This is a genomic window from Winkia neuii subsp. neuii DSM 8576, assembly GCF_000420405.1.
Lineage (GTDB): Bacteria > Actinomycetota > Actinomycetes > Actinomycetales > Actinomycetaceae > Winkia > Winkia neuii.
The window spans coordinates 1-19,876 of the sequence record NZ_ATUW01000005.1 but is presented as its reverse complement, the minus strand read 5'-3'; the positions used below and the strand labels follow the sequence as shown (position 1 = coordinate 19,876).

At 53.2% G+C, this 19,876-nt stretch carries 17 protein-coding genes and 1 tRNA gene; 6 read left to right on the top strand and 12 right to left on the bottom strand.

Translation table 11 applies throughout. The features are described from left to right. Positions 1-51 precede the first annotated feature (51 nt). Positions 52-675, top strand: a complete 624-nt coding sequence (locus G437_RS0105785; RefSeq protein WP_024331629.1) for a superoxide dismutase — start codon at positions 52-54, stop codon at positions 673-675. 58 nt (positions 676-733) lie between these two features. On the opposite strand, the gene G437_RS0105780 is transcribed toward G437_RS0105785, so the two are convergent. The 4 genes from G437_RS0105780 to G437_RS0105765 all read right to left on the bottom strand — a co-directional run bounded on the left by G437_RS0105780 (position 734) and on the right by G437_RS0105765 (position 4,485). Continuing rightward, complete coding sequence (locus G437_RS0105780; protein WP_024331628.1) at positions 734-1,684, bottom strand: FKBP-type peptidyl-prolyl cis-trans isomerase; 951 nt, start codon at positions 1,682-1,684, stop codon at positions 734-736. A gap of 20 nt (positions 1,685-1,704) precedes the next feature. Continuing rightward, positions 1,705-2,058 carry an iron-sulfur cluster insertion protein ErpA gene (gene erpA / locus G437_RS0105775; RefSeq protein WP_024331627.1) on the bottom strand — a complete coding sequence of 118 codons (354 nt, stop codon included), beginning with the start codon at positions 2,056-2,058 and terminating at the stop codon, positions 1,705-1,707. Between the two features lie 67 nt (positions 2,059-2,125). After that, a complete protein-coding gene (locus G437_RS0105770; RefSeq protein ID WP_024331626.1) occupies positions 2,126-3,139 on the bottom strand; it encodes a glycerate kinase in 1,014 nt (337 codons plus the stop codon). Next, complete coding sequence (locus G437_RS0105765) at positions 3,136-4,485, bottom strand: M20/M25/M40 family metallo-hydrolase (protein WP_024331625.1); 1,350 nt, start codon at positions 4,483-4,485, stop codon at positions 3,136-3,138. The genes G437_RS0105770 and G437_RS0105765 overlap by 4 nt, the downstream gene beginning before the upstream one ends. A gap of 61 nt (positions 4,486-4,546) precedes the next feature. Between G437_RS0105765 and G437_RS0105760 the strand changes: the two genes are divergently transcribed. Beyond that, entirely contained in the window at positions 4,547-5,140 is a 594-nt protein-coding gene (locus G437_RS0105760) for a DUF3043 domain-containing protein (protein ID WP_024331624.1), read from the top strand. 48 nt (positions 5,141-5,188) lie between these two features. Here G437_RS0105760 and G437_RS0105755 read toward each other — a convergent pair whose 3' ends face one another. Next, positions 5,189-6,202 carry a quinone-dependent dihydroorotate dehydrogenase gene (locus G437_RS0105755; protein ID WP_024331623.1) on the bottom strand — a complete coding sequence of 338 codons (1,014 nt, stop codon included), beginning with the start codon at positions 6,200-6,202 and terminating at the stop codon, positions 5,189-5,191. 14 nt (positions 6,203-6,216) lie between these two features. Then, on the bottom strand, positions 6,217-6,714 hold the full coding sequence (locus tag G437_RS0105750) for a hypothetical protein (RefSeq protein WP_024331622.1): 498 nt from the start codon (positions 6,712-6,714) through the stop codon (positions 6,217-6,219). A gap of 120 nt (positions 6,715-6,834) precedes the next feature. Between G437_RS0105750 and G437_RS0105745 the strand changes: the two genes are divergently transcribed. Next, positions 6,835-7,677 (top strand): TrmH family RNA methyltransferase, encoded by an 843-nt coding sequence (locus G437_RS0105745; protein ID WP_029769350.1) that lies wholly within the window; start codon positions 6,835-6,837, stop codon positions 7,675-7,677. Here G437_RS0105745 and G437_RS0105740 read toward each other — a convergent pair. The 5 genes from G437_RS0105740 to polA all read right to left on the bottom strand — a co-directional run bounded on the left by G437_RS0105740 (position 7,643) and on the right by polA (position 17,777). After that, complete coding sequence (locus G437_RS0105740; protein ID WP_024331620.1) at positions 7,643-8,392, bottom strand: HAD-IIB family hydrolase; 750 nt, start codon at positions 8,390-8,392, stop codon at positions 7,643-7,645. The genes G437_RS0105745 and G437_RS0105740 overlap by 35 nt on opposite strands. 250 nt (positions 8,393-8,642) lie before the next feature. Then, positions 8,643-10,808: a S8 family peptidase gene (locus G437_RS0105735; protein WP_024331619.1), complete on the bottom strand. Its 2,166-nt coding sequence runs from the start codon at positions 10,806-10,808 to the stop codon at positions 8,643-8,645. A 178-nt stretch (positions 10,809-10,986) separates the two neighbouring features. Then, a complete protein-coding gene (locus G437_RS0105730) occupies positions 10,987-13,188 on the bottom strand; it encodes a S8 family peptidase (protein ID WP_024331618.1) in 2,202 nt (733 codons plus the stop codon). A gap of 333 nt (positions 13,189-13,521) precedes the next feature. Beyond that, positions 13,522-14,994 (bottom strand): 30S ribosomal protein S1, encoded by a 1,473-nt coding sequence (gene rpsA, locus G437_RS0105725; RefSeq protein WP_024331617.1) that lies wholly within the window; start codon positions 14,992-14,994, stop codon positions 13,522-13,524. A 107-nt stretch (positions 14,995-15,101) separates the two neighbouring features. Further along, complete coding sequence (polA, locus tag G437_RS0105720) at positions 15,102-17,777, bottom strand: DNA polymerase I (protein ID WP_024331616.1); 2,676 nt, start codon at positions 17,775-17,777, stop codon at positions 15,102-15,104. A 19-nt stretch (positions 17,778-17,796) separates the two neighbouring features. Here polA and G437_RS0105715 point away from each other — a divergent pair, with 19 nt between their 5' ends. Next, positions 17,797-18,195 (top strand): PaaI family thioesterase, encoded by a 399-nt coding sequence (locus G437_RS0105715; protein WP_024331615.1) that lies wholly within the window; start codon positions 17,797-17,799, stop codon positions 18,193-18,195. Between the two features lie 36 nt (positions 18,196-18,231). On the opposite strand, the gene G437_RS0105710 is transcribed toward G437_RS0105715, so the two are convergent. Beyond that, positions 18,232-18,843 carry an ANTAR domain-containing response regulator gene (locus G437_RS0105710; RefSeq protein ID WP_231782375.1) on the bottom strand — a complete coding sequence of 204 codons (612 nt, stop codon included), beginning with the start codon at positions 18,841-18,843 and terminating at the stop codon, positions 18,232-18,234. A gap of 39 nt (positions 18,844-18,882) precedes the next feature. Here G437_RS0105710 and G437_RS0105705 point away from each other — a divergent pair. Together G437_RS0105705 and G437_RS10555 are read left to right on the top strand one after the other, a co-directional pair. Next, positions 18,883-18,956, top strand: a tRNA-Leu gene (locus G437_RS0105705). Between the two features lie 545 nt (positions 18,957-19,501). After that, on the top strand, positions 19,502-19,876 hold a 375-nt coding region (locus G437_RS10555; protein ID WP_034490325.1), incomplete at its 3' end, for a hypothetical protein.

The following is a 19,876-nucleotide window of genomic DNA, read 5'->3' as shown; positions in this document are numbered from 1 at the left end:
TTTGACCCACCGGTACATTCCGGTACTTCACTAAACACTAAGGAGGCAAGAATGGCCGAATACACATTGCCGGATCTTCCCTATGACTACGCTGCCTTAGAGCCGCATATTTCAGGCAAGATCATGGAACTACACCACGACAAGCACCACGCCACTTACGTAAAAGGCGCAAACTCCGCCCTAGAAAAGCTTGCAGAAGCCCGTGAGGCAGGCGATCTGGCAGCAATTAACCAGTTCGAAAAGGATCTGGCATTCAACTTAGGTGGACACACCAACCACTCCATCTTCTGGACCAACCTAAGCCCAGATGGCGGAGATCAGCCCGAGGGTGAGCTGGCAGATGCAATTAAGGAATTTTTTGGTTCCTTTGACAAATTCAAGGCACAGTTCACTGCTGCTGCCACCGGCATCCAAGGGTCTGGCTGGGCAGTGCTAGCATTCGACACTATCGGCCAGCGCTTAGTCACCTTCCAGCTCTACGATCAGCAGGGCAATGTGCCTGTAGCTACAGTGCCGCTATTGATGCTAGACATGTGGGAACACGCCTTCTACCTCGATTATCAAAATGTCAAGGGAGACTATGTGAAAGCTTTCTGGAACATAGTCAACTGGCAGAACGTTGCGAAACGATTCGAGTCGGCCAAGCAGAACTTCGGTGGGCTAGTGATCGCCTGAAGGCAGTTCGTTAAATAGTTTTGGGAGGCACCTAGGTGCCTCCCAAAACTATTTAACGCTACTTGGTTGCTAACTTACCGGTGATATCTAATATCACGACCCTCGCATCAATCGGGTTACCGCTCGCCCCTTTAGAGGCAGGCATCAGCAAAAGTACCCTAGAGCCTACCTTTTGCCCAAGAAACAGCTTCATTACTTCGCCGTTTGAGCCTATCGACTGCGGAGTAGTTTGTACGCCGCCCATATCCCAGGAGGATTGTGGAGAGTCCTTTGGCCCATCAGAGCTCACCAACTGGGCAGTGATGTGGTAGCCGACTATGTCGTCAGCTTGCACAGGCTCGCCAGTACCTTCGCTCAAAACTATGGCCTTGAACTCGGAGGGAGCAGCAAAGTTCTTTTCGATCTTCAGCTCGGGCTTGGCACCGGGTTTTCCAGCAACTGAGAGGCCCTCCGGCAAAGATGCCCCAGTGGCCTTCGCCTTGTTCAAAATTGAGGTATCGGCCATATTCGCCGAATCCTTGATGTCTACTACGAACACCAGTGTTGAATTGGCAGGAATAGGACCATTCTCTTTTGCCCCATACCCCTTGTCCGGGGGGATAACCAGCTGTACGCGGTCGCCGACGTGTTTGCCTGCTAATCCCTCTTTCCAGCCAGGGATTACCTGATTTAGCCCGAACGCCGCCGGACCACGGTTATTTTCCCAAGTGGAGTCGAAAACCTTGCCGTTCCACAATTGCCCGCTGTAGGAGGCCAAGACTGTATCTTTTGCGCCAACTTTGTGGCCGCTCCCCTTCTTCAGCACTCGGGTCTTCAGCTCCTTGGGGGCCGTCCCTACGCCCTTCGCAATAGTGGGCTTTTGTCCCTCTTTGCCGCTAACGGCGGGAAAGCCCTTCTCGGACTGCGAACTGCTCTGCGAGGAGCACGCGCTCAGAGCAAAAACAATAATCGAAAAAATGGCGAGGATCGCCAGCAGCCGGCTAGTGCCGGCGAGGGTTTTGTAGCGCATATTTCCTAGTCTTTTAGTGGTTAGTGGAAGGACTGCCCGCAGGCACAAGAGTTCCCTGCATTCGGATTGTCAATTGTGAAGCCCTGCCGCTCAATCGTGTCGGCAAAGTCGATAGTCGCGCCCGCAAGGTATGGTACTGACATCTTGTCGACTACTACCTCTACTCCCCCAAAGTCCGCAACAGCGTCCCCATCTAGCAGACGCTCGTCAAAAAAGAGCTGATAGATAAGGCCCGAGCACCCTCCGGGCTGTACTGCAACGCGCAGCCTCAGATCATCCCGGCCCTCCTGCTCCAAGAGAGAGCGTACTTTCTGGGCGGCAGCGTCAGTCAATGTTACTTCGTGAGTGGGAGCCTCAGTTGTGCTCTGGCTCATGTGATCCTCCACGTTCGACTTGTGCATTCTTACCCCATTACCCTACGGCCTCACGCCAAGAATGTCGCTACATATGTGACCAGGTACGCGCTAAGCGTAGGCCAATTTGCTCCGGGGAAAGTTCCGGATGAAAGAATATTGCGTTAATGCCAAAATGGGCGACCTCTGCCCTTGACAGCGAGCACTCCCGGGGTGCTAGCACCGTAGCAATAGCGTTCTCGGTAGCCTTCTCACCTACCCAAGCCGACAGAGAATCACGCATAGTCTGCGAATGAATCTTACCGTCAAAAACCACTGCCAAATCAGCCTCAGCTAACCCCGTACTCGCGCCTGCCCGCTCCATAATCCACGAGGAAGCAGCTCTTAGCTCTGCTCCTAGCAAACGAAATACTTCGCCTGCTCCGCCGCCAGAGCCTGACCCGGCACAAGTACCTACAGTCGAGATGAGTTTCGCCCTCTCCCGCTCGGCTTCGAGCGACCTAAGGAAGGCACTTCCTTCAAGCAAGTGCTTTTGCAAAGCGGCGGCCTCTTCGCGGCTGCTTCCGCGGTAGTCAGTTGCAGTCCCCGAAAGCCCCAGCAGCGGACGTTGCTCTTCCACCAATACAACCACCCGCTTCGAGAAGCTATCAATGCCAGATGCAGCTAGCTCCGCGAATGCAGCCTGTCCCAAATCGACCGCACAGGCACCTCCGAGTGCCACGTAGATCGTTTCGTGTTGGCTAGCGAGGGCCTGTGCCAAGATGCTGCCTAGTCCTTTAGAGCCCTGCCCCTCGCAAATCGCCCCTTCTGGGGCCTGTCCATCCGGATCGGTAATCGCAGAAGCATCTACGAACAGCTCGCCGCTTTTAACCAAGCAGGGAGCTCCAACTTCTCTATCCAGAAAATTTGTGGCAACCAGCTCGCCGCCATCCATCCAGCCCTGCTGGAGAAGACCTTCGCGTAGTAGACCGCCGCTAGGACCGCCAACAAAAAAATCAAACCGATCCGTTTTTGCGAACTCTTGCCAGCCCGAGGCGACCCGCCTGGTAAATCCTGCAGACGGGTCGCCTTCATAATCAGCGCAAAAAAGAGCTATTTTCACTTGCCTGTTTTGGCTAGTAACAGAGCCTCTGCCAACACGGCATTGTGTAGATCGCCAAGGTGTACTGATTCGTCCTCGGAGTGGGCGTGAGATTCAGGGTCTTCAACCCCAGTTACAAGCACGTCTGCCTCTGGAAATACTGTAGCGAAATCCGCGATAAACGGAATCGATCCACCCTGCCCAATGTTTACAGAATCGGTTTGCCAGGCCTCGTCGAGTGCCCAGTGCAAATCTTTTATCGCTTGGGTTTGGCCAGCCTTATAAGACGGCCCCATCTCGTTTCGGGTGATCTCAATATGAGCACCGAATGGAGCGTGTTCGCGCAAATGCTTTTCGAGGGCCCGATTAGCTTCTTCAGAAGGCACGCCCGGAACCGTTCGCATAGAAATGCGGAAGGTTGTGGTGGGAGCCAAGGTGTTTGAGGCAGTCTCGAGCGGACGAACATCCCAACCAATAATAGAAATTGCTGGTTTCGTCCAAAGGCGGGCAGCCAAATCACCGGTACCTGCAAGCTTTACGCCCTCCAGCAGTCCGGCATCGGACCTAAAATCATCCTCTTCGTAGACCACGTCAGCCTTGTTCGAGCCCCCTAAACCTTCAACTGCGACGTCTCCGTTCTTGTCAAACAGGGAAGAAATCAATAGGGAAGCCAGAGTTACGGCGTCCAATATCGGCCCGCCAAATTGCCCGGAATGAGAGGCATGTTTAGCCACGGACACGGTGACATCTGACTGAATAACCCCGCGTAGCGTAGAAGTTACCGCAGGCACACCCACCTTCCAGTTTCCGGAGTCAGCCACAATAATGCGATCGGCGCGCAGCCTATCTTTGTACTTTTCAAGGAAATTCCGGAACGAACCAGACCCAATTTCTTCTTCGCCCTCAACATATACAGTGACGTTCACAGGCAGATCATCGCCCAAGGCGCGCAAAGCACCAATATGGGCGATGATGCCAGCCCCATCGTCAGCTGCTCCTCGCCCATACAGACGATCGCCTTTTTGTACCGGCGTGAATGGATCGGTCGACCAGCGGTCTACCTCGCCTACAGGCTGAACGTCGTGATGGGCATAAAGCAAAACCGTGGGAGCCTTTTCGTCAACCTGCTTGTGTGCCAGCACGGCCGGGCGCCCCTGCGTGCCATCGTCGTAGTTGGCATAACAAATTTCAGCCTCAAGCCCAGCCTTCTCTAGCTGGTCCTTCACAAAGTTTGCACTTTCTAAGACCTTATTTTGCTTCTGCAGATCTGAACTTACTGAAGGAATGGAAATAATTTTCTTTAATGTTTCGACCAACTCAGGAAATATGTTGTCGACACGCTCGCGTGCGGTAGTTGTCTTGATCATGGCACAAGCTTAGCGCGGAAGGCTTTTTGGTTCTAAGCCTTCCTCCTATAGTCTTCAGTATGTGAGTGAGCGAAATATTGACAATGAATCCAAATCGGAGCCAGCCGGCAAATCTGAGGCGAGGCAGAAATCGAAGCCCACGCCCAAGCGCCGCGACGCCGAGAAGCGCAATGGACGTCCCCTAGTAGTTGGGAAGCGGAAGCTGACCAAAGAGGAAAAGGCAGAGCGCAAGAAAAAGCGCAATGAGGCCATAACCAAGCAGCGCCTGGCTATGGATGGCAAGGCTCCCGAACGCTACCTCCCAGAAAAGGATCGCGGGCCGTTGCGTCGAGCTACCCGCGACCTTATCGATTCGCGCTGGAGTTTGTCGGAGTTCTTGGTACCTATCATGTTCGTAGCGTTTATATCGACGTTCTTTTTGCCACGCGGGGGAAAACTAGCCTTCATCCCCCTGGGTATCATCTATGCAATTTTCTTTACCTGCATGCTGGAAATGTTCATTACTAACAGGCAAATAAAAACAAAACTTGCCGAGCTCTTCCCGGGGCGGCAAATCCCGCCAGGGCAAGGTATGTACGTTGCCTCCCGCATGATGCAGCTGCGCCCCTGGCGACAGCCGAAACCAGGAATCAAACGCGGTGAAGACATACGCTAAGTAGTATTCCCCAGAAACACCTGGGGAATACTACTGCGCCTGCAACCACTACCTACTAAGAGCCCTATTAAGGCGCCCCGGCCATGCGGGACCTCCGTATATGAGTGCAGTGAAGCCCTCAAGAAAATCCGCTCCTGCAGCAAGCATTTGCTCGGCATCTGCAACCGAAGAAATCCCGCCGCAACCAATGATGGTGAAATCGCTAGGAAGCTCGCTTCTGAGCAGACGCACGACCTCGAGAGCACGTTCCTTTAGAGGTGGCCCGGACAGACCGCCTTCGCCAAGCGAGTGGTTGATAGTGGTATTAGTGGCAACTACCCCAGCCAACGAAAGCTCGCGCACCAGCTGAGCCACCTCCACTATGTCTTGATCGGCTAGGTCCGGCGCAATCTTCACAAATATCGGCAACTCTCGCTGGTCGCTCTGGTGAGCGCCCTCGCGAGCCGCCGTCAAGATAGGACGCAACGAATCTACCGCCTGCAGGCTGCGCAAGCCCGGAGTATTTGGGGACGACACATTTACCACCAAAAAATCGGCGTATGGGGCCAATTCGCGGGCGCAGTAGCGATAGTCCTCTGGGGCGTCCTCGAGTGGAGTCCACTTATTTTTGCCGATATTGGCCCCCACAATGCACGCCCGTCCAGATGGTTTACTGCGCAGTTTCCTTAGCCTTTTCGCCGCTTCTTTTGCCCCAGCGTTATTGAACCCCATCCTGTTCCTGATGGCCCTAGACTCTAGGACTCTCCAGAGCCTAGGACCCTCGTTTCCGGGTTGTGCCTTAGGCGTAATAGTCCCAATTTCGACAAATCCGAAGCCGAGTGCACACATCCCCTCAATCGCCTGGGCATCCTTATCCATTCCAGCAGCCAGCCCGAGCCGGCCCGGAATTGGGCGAGGCAAAAAACTTTTGCCCCCACCCGAAATTCCACGCCCCAAAATAGACAGAGCTGCCCTGCCAGGGCCAATGGAACCAATCACCCCCAGCGCAATCACAGAAAGATCGTGAATTTTTTCAGGATCGGTCCTTTTCAAGACCGTGTCGTAGAGAAGTTCGTAAAGCACTCTCCCAGCTTAAACTAGTCCCACCAAAGCCACCATCCCCCCAACCCGTTATGCGCACAAACGGGAGCGATCTCGTCGGGGGTAGTAATCTGCTGGTCCCCGAACAATTCCTCCTTCAACCATTCCCACGGTGATTCGTGTGGCCGAACCGGAGGATCGTTCGGAGAAAGAATCCACGTTAGAGCTTCTATAGTCACGCGCTCATCGGATCGAGCCGGCCCTATCATGTACCCGTCCAAGCGCACCTGTTCCGGGTGCGCTTGTGCCGCCGTTACCATTTGCAAAAAAGTCGGCGAATAGTTCTGTCTATCTTCAAACTGTGATTTTGGAACTTCCAGCGCTAATTCGTACGCGGTGTCAGCCTCCATATCGAAAAAAGGCAGATAATCGTCGCTACCGATGCAAAATGGGCGCGTGCGAGTGCGGCCAACAATAAGCTCCTTTACCCTCCCCTGGGTCCACCCCCGCTCGCCATAGAGCCGAGGTTCTTCATTCGCAATTTTTGCTGTCATGTGTGCCTTTCCAGTAAGCGCCTTTAAAGGCTCGCACCCGAAAGGCCCTAGTACCACTGCCGTCGAGGACACATGTGGAAAGTCGAAATAGGTGGAATTGTGGATAAGTGGCAGAATTGTATGGTGTTTATTCCGGTTGAGAACCTAGCTGACCCCCGCCTGAACGACTACACCAACATGACCGACGTGGCTTTGCGCTCCAAAGTTGAACCTGAGCGCGGTCTATTTATGGCCGAATCCAAAAATGTTATTGCTCGGGCGATCGAGACCGGACACCGTCCTCGTTCTTTCCTAATGGCCGAAAAATGGCTAGATTCAATGACCCCTCTTATTGAGGAAGCGACTGGTTTTGCAGATGGGGGTAACGTGCCAGTCTTTATAGCCGATGAAGAGACCTCCTCCAAGCTCACAGGTTTTCGGCTCCACCGGGGAGCCCTGGCAGCCATGTGGCGCCCGAGCTTAAAGACGGTCTCGGAAACGATCTCAGGCGCACACCGAATAGCAATACTAGAAAACCTCGTAGATCACACCAATGTAGGTGCTGCGTTTCGGTCGGCAGCAGCTCTAAACGTAGATGCAATTTTAGTTACCCCCTCGTGTGCCGACCCCTATTACCGTCGTAGCGTTCGAGTTTCTATGGGAACGGTCTTTCAGGTGCCCTGGACCAGATGGCAGGCCTGGCCTGACCCTGCAGAAGTTAAGGAGGCCGGGTTTCACGTAATAGCAATGGCTTTGAGCAATGAATCCGTGCCCCTGGACGAGCTTGAACATTCGCAGTTAGTGCAAGACCCAAATTCTAAATTGGCCATCCTACTCGGCACAGAAGGAACGGGTCTAACCTGCAAGGCCATCGAAAATGCTGATACTGTGTGCCGTATTCCGATGGGGCACGGAGTTGACTCGCTAAACGTCGCTGCAGCATCGGCTGTCAGTATGTGGGCTCTGCGTCGAAGGATGAAATAAACTCACTAATCCATTTTGCAGTTTCCTCAGGACTCGCCACAGATACGCAGGGTATGCCGGTCGATACCACCGGATAGTCGTTGCCGCCCTCGTCTAGACGATCGCCAACAAATACCATCTGTTCTTTGCCGATCCCACTCATTTGTACTAGCCGATTCATTCCGTAGGCCTTGTCAACCCCCTTTAGAGTGATGTCGACGCTGGTGGACCCACCCGAGCGTACTTCCAAATCCGGCAGTTCCGGAGCGAGTGCAGCTGCCAATCTTGCTTTTTTCTGCCCACTCGGGTCCCACGCTCGCTTAGCCTCTATAGGGGCTAGCTGCCCTAAGGCAGAAAAAGTCACTTGAGAACCGCGGTCCTCTATCTTCTTGCCCCAAGTTTTTTCCTCCCAAAGACCGAGTTTTTTTGCCTGTTTTTCAATTGCTACAAATACTCTTTGCCTCTGGTCGGTAGAAAGATCGTTGGCATATAGCATTCTCCACTCACCTTCATAGCGGTAATACCTAGTACCACAGGTAGGCAGTATGTGCAGTTTTTCTAGATTCGTGGACAGCCGAGACAGCACTTGTTTTTGAAATTGTTCAAATCGTCCTCCCGAGATAACAGCTACTTCGACCCGGTCAAGTAGCTCGGTGAGCGCTGCAGCCATGAAATCGGGAAGTGGAGATTTGGAGGGGGCTAACGTGTCATCTAAGTCGAACGCAACAAGGCGCATTGTTCCTGCTTTCCAGATAGTTTTAGACTCCGGCAGCGAGCCAAAGCCAACTAAGGCCAGAGTCGAAACTACCACGGTCTCTTATGCGCTGTCTTCGCAATTGAAGAGGAACTGCACGTTTCAGGCAATGGGGAACTAAGAGAAATCTACTGTAGCCATTCAATTTCCTAGAGCAGTTCGGGCAGTTAAATCGGTTGTGCCCCGGCAAAACCGGGGCACAACCACAGGTTAGAAGAGTTTTCTAACTGCGCTAGTTTTGTCTTTTAGCTAGCAAGGTTCCACCAATGCCAACTACCAGTAGTCCTAATACCAGGTATTCGCCTGCACTAGAACCAGTAGCCGCCAGATTTCCAGCGACAGACCCCTCATTCTTAGTAGTTCGGCTCGTCGTCACCTTCTTTTGCACAGGGTTCTGTTTCTGCGTAGTCGAAGGCTTGGGGCTCTGTTCCTGCGTAGCCGAAGGCTTGGGATTCTGGTTCAGATCTGGAGCGGAGACAGCCTTGACAACGACTTCGAAGGAAATTCCGTCATTCGAATCATCCTTCGCACGTGCGTCATTGTTGCGTCCAAATGCCTGTACCTTCAGCGACTGGTGCCCTTGAAGATCTGCAACTTTCAGCACGCCGGATGTTACGAAATAGTCGCCGTCGAAGGACCCGTCATACTGTCCGGAGAGCACTTTCTTGTCTGCACCAATTGTGCCGACAACCGCTGTGGCCGGACCGCTAACGTGCACGCGCAACTTGAAATCCGAATTGATTTTCGCCCCGCGCAAGGGCTCCCAAGTCTTCCCGTCATCGGTCGAGTAGCTAGCTTCACCTATGGTCGGGCTTTGCTGATCTTCGAGAACTGCACTAAGAGCATTTACAAACCCACTTCCCCGATATTCACTCGCAGTGGGTTTGCTTCCTGCAGTAAGCAAGGGAGCAGCACCAGAATTTTGTTTTTCAACCCTAGCCAATTCGGCCTCAGGAGTTTCAAGGCGCTTGAAGCCCTTTTCTGCTTGCTTTTTCAATAGTTCGCGAATTTGGTCAGGGGGAAGGTTGGGATGGACAGCTCGTAGCAACGCAGCAACTCCGGCAGCATGCGGGCTTGCCATAGAGGTACCGGACATCTTTCCGTATCCTCCCCCTGGCATTGTCGAGTAGATACCCACCCCCGGTGCGGCCACGTCAATCGTGGTAGCTCCGTAGTTAGAGAAGTAGGCACGTTGCAGTGGGCTGGTCCGTGGATCTACTTGCTTGCCGGTCTTTGGTAGGCCTACGGCAGAGACTCGGACCGTGCCAGGAACCATTGCCGGAATCTCAATGCCAGTTTCGACGTTACGATCCTGGATTGGGGAGGTTGAATCGTTGGGGCTTTCTGAATCAACTTTCAGATTGTCTAGATCTTGGTTCGAGTTGCCAGCTGCCACAACATTCAAGACGCCGGCTTTCTGCGAGTACTTTACTGCCCGGGTTACAGCCTCCAGACCAGCAGCCTGGTTGGTTTCACCTGGAACCCAGAACTGCCAGGGATCTACAAAGTACGAGTTGTTAGTAACCTCAAATCCCTTCTCTGCAGCCCACATGAAACCGCAGGTTGCGTATTCGGGATAAATAGAGTTATCGCCCTCGTTTACAACTCGCACAGCCGCAAGCCTTGCCTTCGGAGCAACGCCCTGTATGGCTTGGTTGTTCAGTGCAGCGGCGATGGTACCAGCAACGTGGGTACCGTGGGCATGTGTAGGCTGCCAGTCCTTATAGCCGGTATGGGGGATGCCGTTGACATCACATCCTACCGATTTTGTCTGATCGATTTGATCCTTCAGATCTGGGTGGCTTCCATCGATGCCCGAGTCCAAAACGCCAACAGTTACCGGAGCAAGTTTTACGTCGACATTTGCAGCCTGATCTGCCCCTAGGGCAAGTATTCCCCAAGTCTTGGGAGTATCCGGATCTGACTCGAAATTACTTTCGGCACCAAACTGACTTTCGGTAGCGCCTCTGTAGCTTTGAGCAGAACGCGCAGAAGCGATTTTACCGAAAAGGTTTTCGTTGTCCCTAACATTCTTAGTGCGGGTAGGGCCGAGAGAATGCAGGGGGATATTTTTCCCAAGAATTTTTGCTCCCAGTTCGTTCGCAAAATCCTTTCTTGGTGATTGCACAAAGAAGGTATTCAAATTAGGGTACTTGCTTAGAACTTTTCCCTCTTCGCCAGCTAGGGAGACTGCCTGTGCAAATTGGTCTGCACTGGCTTGCTCGCCCAGATTTACCGCATAGTTCATGACTATATCGGCTTTTTGAGCTGCAGCTATGGAGGGGTTTTCGGCCGCTACTGCCGAAGTTGGGAGAGCTAAGGCGGCAAAGGACAAACTTATTGCCACCATCGATCCGCCCAGTACACTGAGCGATCTAGACGCGGTATTTTTACCCATATTTTCCTCTTGAATCTCTATGAAAAGTGATAATAAAACTATTTAGTTATTTCGAGCAAAAGCGCACGGGTTCTGCTATAGATTGATTGCGTAATTGGCAAAAGCGTCGAAACAATTAGTTCCGCTAGCAAAAATTGCCAAATTAGTAGGTGCAACGGTAGGCCGGAAATACACCTACCTATTTTGTTTGCCTCTTGCGGGTTGCATATATGCTTGCACCAACCAATAATATTACGGCGGAAACGAACCCTATCAGCTCAGCACTAGAACCAGTTGCCCCTAGTTCCTTAGAGACTAGCTGCTTTTTGTTAGGTGCCCGCAGAGTTGTCTGCAGTTTTCTCTCAGGGTGTACTTGTGTCGAAGTACCCGCGGGTTTTTCGGTATGCTTCCCCTCCGCCGGCGGCAATAAGGCAAAGTCAACCTCAGTGGACACGTCGTCCCCGGCGCGCTTGTCGTTGTTCCGACCAAAAGCCTCAACCTGAATCTTGGCGTTTCGTGCCCCTTTTAGACCCAGCCTGTCAGCCGAATAGGTTCCCGAGTCAATCCAGTAGTTTCCCTCGAAAGAACCATCTTTGTCGGCACTGGTGGACTGTTTGTCGCCGGCTATCCCAATTGTGATCTTCGTTGCGGGACCAGTTACATGTGCGCGAACTTTAAAGTCCCCCTGAATCTTCGCCCCAGCAAGTGGAACCCAAGTTTTCCCATCGGTGGAATACTCGATTTCTTTTACTGTAGGAGTAGGCTGGTCTTCCAGCACTGCCGCTAACGCATTGACGAACCCGTGGCCTCGGTACTCCTTTTCTTTCGGCTCTTGGCCAACCTGTAGGAGAGTCGCAGCACCAGGCTTGCGAGCCTTTACGCGAGCCAGCTCCTCGGCAGGAGTTTCTAGCCGCGAGAACTGCTTCGCGGCATGCTTTTCTAAGAGAGCAGTCGTTTCAGCAGGAGTGAGTTGCGGGTTGACTGCGCGCAATAAAGCTGCCACCCCGGCCACGTGAGGCGAGGCCATCGAAGTTCCCGAAAATACGTCGTACTTTTTACCGCCCGAGGCTTTCAACGAGACCGAAGAGTAAATGTCTACGCCGGGAGCAGCAATATCTACCCATTTTCTTCCATAGTTAGAAAAATCGGCTCTCCTCAATTTGTCGGTTTTGGGATCCACCTGCTTTAGATCTACACGCTGCCTGCCTGGTTCCGGTGCCAGTCCGACTGCGGATACCCTTACCACGCCAGGAAGCATTGTGGGAATGTCAACGCCCCCAGCCACGGGCCGGTTTTCAATGATATTTTCGTCGCCGTTGTCATTAGGGCTCGAGCTATCCGTGCTCACATTGTCTAGGTCCTGGTCGGAATTGCCCGCCGCAGAAATGTTGAGTACGCCTTGAGAAGAAGCGAATTCAACGGCACGGCGTACAGCCTCGAGACCAGCAGCCTGGTTGCCCTCCGTGGGCATCCAGTATTCCCAGGGATCTACGTAGTACGAGTTGTTAGTTACATCGAAACCCTGCTTGGCTGCCCACATGAAGCCGCAAGCTACGTATTCCGGATAAAAATAGCCGTCTCGATTACCAGCTTTAACCGCAGCCAACCGGGCTTTCGGGGCAACTCCTTCTACACCAATACCGTTAGTGGCCGCTGCGATAGTGCCAGCAACGTGCGTACCGTGATCGGAGCCCTCGGTGTCGTCAGGCTGCCAAGCGGCGTAGGAATTGTCAGCAATGCCATTAACATCGCATCCAACGGACTTGCTGGGGTCAATCTGCCCCTTTAGGTCCTCGTGGTTGCCTTCTACGCCAGAGTCGATCACACCTACGGTAACTGGAGCAAGCTTTACGTCAACTTTGGCGGCCTCATCGGCCCCCGTTGCAGCAATTCCCCACGCTTTTGCCGTGTCGGGATCGCTCCCTAAATTTCGTTCTTTATTCAGCTGGTTTTCAACTCCAGCTGAATAATAGGCCGACCTGTTGCTCCTATCTGCACTTGAAGCATGCACAAGGAGTTCTTTGCCCTCTACAGGCTTAGTTCTGGTCGGACCAACGGAGTGCAGCCCAATTCCTTTGGCACTAATTTCCTTCGCATATTGTTCAGAAAAGTCCTTTGCAGCGGACTGCACAAAGAACGTGTCGATCTGGGGATATTTGGCGAGTACTTTACCGTGTTTACCGGCTAGGCTAGCAGCAGCCTCGAATTGGGCTGCACTAGCTCCGGAAACGAGATTGACCGCATAGTTCATCACTATCTCGGCCTTTTGAGCAGCAGCGACTATCGGCTGGTCAGCAGCAACGGCGGGGGCTGCAACCCCTAAGCCAGTCAGTGAGATAGATACTGCGGCGATGCCGCCCGCAACTACTTGCACCGGCCTAAAAGCAGATGTTCTGGTCATGTCCAGTCCTATCAGATATGGGGCTAGCCAACTCTATTCGAGTCAGCTTTAAAAAGTATTGACCTTTATGTGCCTATAACTTTTCGATAAGTTTACACAGTGAAAGATAGGAGCATTACCTACAGATCACCTGGAGGACGTTTAGGGAACTTCCTCTAGCCCTGTCCAGAGATCGGCAAAACGGCATATTTTTTGCATAATTCTGCCGTTTTCGAACCTTATTCAGCAACTCCTTTATTGCCGAAGATACTTCTCAATATTGAATTCGTATCGTCTCAGGTAATGGTACAAAAATGGCCCCGAACCAAAGTTCGGGGCCATTTCAACTAATGACTAGTTATTGGTCAGCTTCTCGCGGAGAGCTGCAAGCGCCTCGTCGGAGGCTAAGGTGCCACCAGACTGCGCCGGCTCCGCATCGTCAGCATTGGACGAATAGGAAGCGGTCTCTTCGATCGGAGCCTCTGCGGCAGCCTCACGATCGGCCTCGATGGCCCTGGCAACCTGTGCCTTGTGGGCCTCCCAACGGGACTGGGCAGCAGCGTACTCGTTTTCCCAAGCTTCACGCTGAGCCTCGTAACCTTCAAGCCACTCGTTGGTCTCGGGATCGAAGCCCTCGGGATACTTGTAGTTGCCTTCCTCGTCGTACTCGGCAGCCATGCCATAAAGCGACGGATCGAAATCTTCAGAGTTGGGGTCGACGCCCTCGTTCGCCTGCTTGAGCGACAGGGAAATACGACGACGATCCAGATCGATATCGATAACCTTGACGAAGATCTCTTCGCCAACCTTGACAACCTGATCGGGCAAGTCGACGTGGCGCACAGCAAGCTCCGAAATGTGGACAAGCCCCTCAATACCGTCCTCGACACGAACGAACGCACCGAACGGAACCAGCTTGGTAACCTTGCCCGGAACAACCTGGCCGATCGCGTGCGTGCGAGCGAATGCCTGCCACGGATCTTCCTGGGTTGCCTTGAGGGACAGGGAAACGCGCTCGCGATCCATGTCGACGTCTAGCACCTCGACGGTGACCTGCTGACCAACTTCGACAACTTCGGACGGGTGGTCGATGTGCTTCCAAGATAGTTCGGAAACGTGGACGAGGCCGTCAACGCCGCCAAGATCCACGAACGCACCGAAGTTGACGATCGAGGAGACCACACCGCTGCGAATCTGCCCCTTCTGCAGAGTCTGCAGGAACGAGGAACGAACCTCGGACTGAGTTTGCTCGAGCCAAGCGCGGCGCGAGAGCACCACGTTGTTGCGGTTCTTGTCTAGCTCAATGATCTTGGCCTCGATCTCGCGCCCCACGTAGGGCTGCAGATCGCGAACACGACGCATTTCAACCAAGGAAGCAGGTAGGAAGCCACGCAGACCGATGTCGACGATCAAGCCGCCCTTGACCACTTCGATGACGGTGCCAGTAACCACGCCATCTTCCTGCTTGACCTTTTCGATGGAGCCCCAGGCACGCTCGTACTGTGCACGCTTCTTGGACAGAAGCAGGCGCCCTTCCTTGTCTTCTTTCTGAAGAACAAGGGCCTCAATCTGGTCCCCCACAGCAACGACGTCATCGGGATCAACGTCATGCTTGATTGATAGTTCGCGCGAAAGGATCACGCCTTCAGTCTTGTAACCGATGTCGAGGAGGACCTCGTCTCGGTCGACCTTTACAACAGTACCTTCAACAATATCGCCATCATTGAAGTACTTGATCGTCTCGTCGATAGCGGCGAGTAGGTCTTCTTCAGACCCGATGTCGTTTACCGCGACCTGTTCGATCTGCGGCTTGCTAGGGGTAGTCATATGGTTTATAGACTCCGAAATGGACAGATTGACAATATGGACATGGTGCGAAAACACACCATTTGACAGGGTAACATGTTTTACCGCACCACCGTCAATCTCGCGCGCTAGTGAGCTGCGTCTCGCCAGTTTTTTCCTCTTCCCTCAGACACCTCAAGGGCCACGTCAAGTTTGATCGGATCAGCCATAGCCTGGCGAATCAGCTCAGCTACTGTGTCGCCCTCACCGGCTGCCACTTCAACTACTAATTCGTCGTGAACTTGCAATAAGACGCGCGAACAAAGTTTTTCCGCTGCGAGTGCAGTGTGTACCTTCAACATTGCAAGTTTTATGATGTCTGCTGCGGAACCCTGAATAGGGGCGTTTAGTGCCGCCCGCTCCGCCATTTCACGGCGTTGCCTATTAGAAGAAGTCAGGTCCGGCAGATACCGCCGCCTGCCCATAATCGTCTGAGTGTACCCATCCTTGCGCGCGGCCCGCACGAGCGATTCCAGGTAATCGTGAATACCCCCAAAGCGCTCAAAATAGCGATCACGCAACTTCGTTGCCTCAGGAACAGGGATGCCAAGTTGCCTCGAAAGCCCATATGCAGAAAGCCCGTAAGCAAGCCCATAGGAAGTAGCCTTCACCTGAGAGCGTTGCGAATGAGTAACCGCGTCTTGGCTAACTCCGAATACCATCGCGGCCATCGTAGCGTGGATGTCCTCCCCTTCTGCGAACGCTTCCAAGAGCGCCTCGTCGCCCGACATATGAGCCATAAGTCTCATCTCAATCTGCGAGTAGTCGGCCGTTAATAGGCTGTCATATTCTTCCCCTGGCACGAACGCGCCCCTGATTGCCATGCCCATCTGAGTGCGGGCAGGCACATTTTGCAGATTCGGATCCGTTGAGGAAAGGCGGCCAGTAGCCGCGACTGTCTGTTGGAACGTAGTGTGAATCCGCCCGTCATCTTGAATAGCTTTACGGAGCCCTTCAACGGTTTGCCTGAGTTTGATGCGATCGCGGTGGGCAAGCAGCGCCTCTAGGAACGGATGCTGAGTTTTGGCGAAAAGCTCAGCCAACGCCTCAGCATTTGTTGTGTAGCCAGTCTTAGTCTTGCGAGTCTTTGGCATTTTTAATTCGTCGAATAAGACCACCTGAAGCTGCTTCGGGGAAGACAGGTTTACTTCATGGCCTATAGCTGTGTAGGCGTCGTTCGCCAACTGCTCGACTTCAGCAGAAAGCGATTCGTACTGAGTTGACAGTTCCCCCTTGTCTACTGCAATGCCAGCATCTTCCATCTGCGCCAAAAGGCGCTGTACCGGCAACTCCATCTGCTCCATCAGTTCGCGTGCATTGCGTTGTTCAAGCTGACCCTTCAAAGGAAGGTGCAAATCAGCTATATCGCGCGCTACCTTCGCCAAGGTGTCGCCCTGGCCGGGTAGTGGAAGAGTTCCCTGCCCCGAAGTAGTCTCAGCCCCTTCGCGATTTAGATACAGATCCACGAGCAACGACGTTTCATATGAACGCGAATCAGGTTTGCACAGGTAAGCGGCCAGTTGTACGTCTGAAGCAAGCCTGCCGAGGGCGAACCCGGCGCCCTTCAGCGCGTGCGCCAGCGCCTTTCCATCCGATGCGACTAGAGGAGCAGTTGGAGATTCCAACCACTGCGCAAGCGCACGGGCATCTTCCTCGTTCAAATCGACTGGCTCTAAATACAGAGCACGCCCGCTTTGATACAGACTAATCTCTTCGGCCTCCCCCATGCCAGGACGCATGCTTCCTCGCACCGCGATGCCCACAGGTTCACGCTCGTTGAGCTCAGCAAGCCATGCCCCTACCCCACCCTTTAGCTCAGAGGGGGTAGAGATTTGCATCTGCGTAGGAGCGACAACTTCGGCCTCCCTAGCTGCGCTACCCCCAGACGCATTTATCGCCTCAAGTACACGTAGCCGTAGACGGTTGAACTCTAGAGAATCGAACAGCCGCGCGATTTCCTCAGTGTTGGCTGGAGACAGCTTCAGCTCAGATAGTTCGATGTGCAGATCCAAATCGTCAACGAGCTGGTTGAGTTCTCGATTTCGCCGCACGTCCTCGACATGCTCGCGGAGGGCCTGGCCGCGCTTTCCACCGATCTTGTCGGCGTTCGCCAGCACTCCTTCTAGACCATCGTACTTATTGATCCATCCGGCAGCTGTCTTAGGCCCCACTCCAGGAACTCCGGGAAGATGGTCGGCGCTTTCGCCAACTAACGCGGCCAGATGCGGGTATCGCTGAGGCGGCAAACCATACTTTTCTTCGACCGCCTCTGGAGTCATGCGTCGCAGGTCCGACATCGACTTGCCTGGATAGAGCACGGTGACCGAATCAGTGATCAACTGAAAGGCATCGCGGTCACCCGAGGATATGAGTACTTGCAGCCCGTTTTCACGGCCCATACGGGCCAAAGTAGCAACAATGTCATCGGCCTCGTAATCTTCTTTTTCGAACCAGCGGACACCAATCGCGTCGAGAACCTCCTTAATCAGGGGAATCTGGTTCTTGAACTCTTCGGGAGTCTTTGCCCTCCCCGCTTTGTAATCTTTATATTTGCGGGTCCTAAAGGACGTGCGAGAAACATCAAAGGCTACGGCCACAAAGTCGGGTTGGATTTCCTCGAGCATGCGTACCAGCATCGAGGTGAAGCCGAATATCGCATTCGTGTATTGTCCCGTGTCGGTTTGGAAATTTTCGGCCGGCAAGGCAAAAAAGGCGCGAAATGCTACTGAATGTCCATCTAGAAGAAGTAGGCGTTGCTTGGTCACATATGAAAGCCTATTAGGTATGAGCGATTTAGACGAACCCAACTGGGGCGGAACTTTGATGGAACGGATGGGGATTCGTGCCGTAAGTTTTTCTGCTGAGCGAGCCGAAATTCAAATGGAGGTTGCTGGAAACACCCAGCCCATGGGCATCCTCCACGGAGGAGCCAACGCAGTGCTCGTCGAAACAGCAGCCTCCTTGGCTGCAACCTATGCAGCGCCGGAAGGTATGGTAGCGGTGGGATCAGAGCTGTCTGTCTCGCATCTAAAACCCGCTCGCACGAAGACAGTAAGCGCAGTAGCTGAGGCGCTTAGGATTGGACGCTCCCAAGCCGTTTACCAAGTGCGGGTCTACGACGGAAAAGGCTCTTTAACGGCCTGCGGCAGAATGACGGGCCACTTTATACCTGAGCCTAACTAACAAAATGGGGTAGGCCACCGCCTACCCCATTTTGAGTTATTCGCCTACCTGGTCGATTACCGCGTCTGCAACCTCGCGCATGGACAGGCGCCTATCCATCGAGGTCTTTTGTATCCATCGGAACGATTCAGGCTCAGTCATGCCCATGCGGTCCATCAGAAGACCTTTAGCTCGATCCACGGCCTTGCGAGTCTCGAAACGCTCACTCATATCGGCGATTTCCTCTTCGAGTGACATCATCTCTGAGTGCCTAGAGAATGCGATCTCGACAGCGGGCAGTAATTCAGCCGGGGTGAACGGCTTCACAACGTACGCCATAGCTCCAGCGTCACGCGCACGTTCAACCAACTCAGTCTGCGAAAATGCTGTGAGCATTACCACTGCACAACTAAGTTCGGCCATTATCTTTTCTGCTGCCGTAATGCCGTCCATCTTGGGCATTTTTACATCCATGACGCACAGGTCAGGTTCCAGTTCAAAAGCCTTCTGAACTGCCTCTTCACCGTCTGCCGCCTCGCCTACAACCTCGTAGCCAGCGTCAGTCAGTGTCTCGACAATATCTAGGCGAATGAGCGCCTCGTCCTCAACAACCAGCACGCGGCGGCCATTGGACTTACCAGATTCCGATTTCAATTTAGATTCACTCACCCTTATACTCTAATATGTTCCTAGGAAGTTTTCTTCCACGGCTCAGTGGCCCAATTGGCAGAGGCGGTCGACTCAAAATCGGCATGTTGTGGGTTCGAATCCCACCTGAGCTACTCTGTTTGGCCCCTTGCCGCGTTTTCGGTTGTCTCACCCGCCCGTTGTCGAGCCTCCCCCAACCATCCGGCGCTGCCGTCTGGCCGGAAACCCTAGCCCCTATGTGACGATTGTCGCGCAGACTCAAGCTTTCGCAATCTCAACTTATGAACATCTTGGCGTACATCCCAGAGCTAGTTTCGCTCTTCGCACCAGCCGCATTCCGAAAAATTAAGCCTGCCTTTAGCTACGCTCCGACGCGTCCTCTCGCCTTCCAATCACCGAGATCCAAATCTTTTATATATTTCAAGAAATTACCTGCAAACCGATATAATTGTGTCTACTACCATATTTACGCAGTGATAAATATTTCTTATTAATTCACCTGCGAATCTCATACATTTTCGCCTATTTAACCTCTAATCTGGAAATGGGGCAATAACTGTGGTAATTCTGTAGCTGCTAATTTCGCAAGGCGGACATTTTCGAAATCTACGTGGAGACTATTGACGCAGTTTCAATTTGTCTGTCATCTACCTAATCTCATTACAAAAGGACAATCCCCATGAAAACTAACCGCTGCCTGATAGCCTCAACTGCAGCTATCGCCTTGCTTTCCGTGCTGCCTCTGACGGGCTGCTCAATTTCTGACTCATCTTCCGGTCCAGCCGGGCACACAGCCACAGCGTCACAGCAGAGCACAGATTCCAAATCAGCTGCTCCAGATAAATCTCAGGGTACAGAAAAAGGCAAGGCGCATGAGACGGAGGCAAACGCTAAGAAATCGGGCGAGAAGAACTCTGCTTCGACCTCTAAACATAAGAAAAAATCATGTTGTGAAGGCCGCAAGGACAAAAAGGGACGCCTAATTGCTGCTGGCCCGCACAAGGGCGGCAAAAAATCATGTTGCGAGGGACGCAAACATAACCAGGGCGCAACC

What these genes read in the sequence shown, in the direction of transcription:
- G437_RS0105785 (WP_024331629.1), top strand. Translation starts at nt 52, where the DNA reads ATGGCCGAATACACATTGCCGGATCTTCCCTATGACTACGCTGCCTTA.
- G437_RS0105740 (WP_024331620.1), bottom strand. Translation starts at nt 8,392, where the DNA reads ATGCGCCTTGTTGCGTTCGACTTAGATGACACGTTAGCCCCCTCCAAA.
- rpsA (WP_024331617.1), bottom strand. Translation starts at nt 14,994, where the DNA reads ATGACTACCCCTAGCAAGCCGCAGATCGAACAGGTCGCGGTAAACGAC.
- erpA (WP_024331627.1), bottom strand. Translation starts at nt 2,058, where the DNA reads ATGAGCCAGAGCACAACTGAGGCTCCCACTCACGAAGTAACATTGACT.
- G437_RS0105765 (WP_024331625.1), bottom strand. Translation starts at nt 4,485, where the DNA reads ATGATCAAGACAACTACCGCACGCGAGCGTGTCGACAACATATTTCCT.
- G437_RS0105750 (WP_024331622.1), bottom strand. Translation starts at nt 6,714, where the DNA reads ATGACAGCAAAAATTGCGAATGAAGAACCTCGGCTCTATGGCGAGCGG.
- G437_RS0105780 (WP_024331628.1), bottom strand. Translation starts at nt 1,684, where the DNA reads ATGCGCTACAAAACCCTCGCCGGCACTAGCCGGCTGCTGGCGATCCTC.
- G437_RS0105715 (WP_024331615.1), top strand. Translation starts at nt 17,797, where the DNA reads ATGAGCGATTTAGACGAACCCAACTGGGGCGGAACTTTGATGGAACGG.
- G437_RS0105745 (WP_029769350.1), top strand. Translation starts at nt 6,835, where the DNA reads ATGGTGTTTATTCCGGTTGAGAACCTAGCTGACCCCCGCCTGAACGAC.
- G437_RS0105730 (WP_024331618.1), bottom strand. Translation starts at nt 13,188, where the DNA reads ATGACCAGAACATCTGCTTTTAGGCCGGTGCAAGTAGTTGCGGGCGGC.
- G437_RS0105735 (WP_024331619.1), bottom strand. Translation starts at nt 10,808, where the DNA reads ATGGGTAAAAATACCGCGTCTAGATCGCTCAGTGTACTGGGCGGATCG.